1 protein-coding gene is annotated in these 703 nt (G+C 41.7%); it reads left to right on the forward strand.

All coding sequences use genetic code 11. The features are described 5' to 3' along the window. A partial coding sequence (locus AB4653_RS29000) for a C69 family dipeptidase (protein WP_372106091.1) occupies positions 1-703 on the forward strand: 703 nt, incomplete at both ends.

Genomic DNA, 703 nt, shown 5'->3' on the forward strand with positions numbered 1-703 from the left:
GGTTAATTGTTCCGATGCCAAAGCACTTCTTTGCTTACTCTGCGATACCAGACTGGGATGCGGATACCGTTAATCGCGACGGAAAGTTTTATGAAGAACGTGGGATTAATGAACACAACGTTGCCATTTCAGCAACAACCAGCGCAGAAATAAACGACAAAGTCGCCAAGGTAGATCCTTTAATCGACAATGGCGTAATCGAAGCCATTATACCTACGTTAATCCTTCCTCAGGCAGAAAACGCAAAACAAGCCGTAGAGTTACTCGGTCATTACATCGAAACCTATGGTGCTGGTGAAGGAAACAGTCTCTATATTGCAGACACCAATGAGGCGTGGTTATTTGAAATTGGTTCAGGTCACCATTGGATTGCTGTAAAAGTGCCAGATGACAGTTACGCCATGATTGCAAATGGCTTACGTGTACATGGTGTGAACTTGGCAAACAAAGAGGTACTGCATTCAAAAGACATATTCGAGTTTGTAGAACAAAACAAACTGCTTGATAACGCAGATGAAAAATCTTTCAATTTTGCAAAAGCATTCGGAGTTATTGGTGATGAGTATAATATCGATCGTGAATGGTTAGGCCAAAAAATACTGACACCTTCGCTGCATCAACAAAGTCGCATGACGCAATACCCTTTGTTTATGAAACCTGATACAAAAATCTCAGTTGAAAATGTGGCAGAGGTACTTAGCGC

The organism is Vibrio sp. 10N.222.48.A3, assembly GCF_041475345.1.
In the GTDB taxonomy this organism is placed as follows: domain Bacteria; phylum Pseudomonadota; class Gammaproteobacteria; order Enterobacterales; family Vibrionaceae; genus Vibrio; species Vibrio tasmaniensis_A.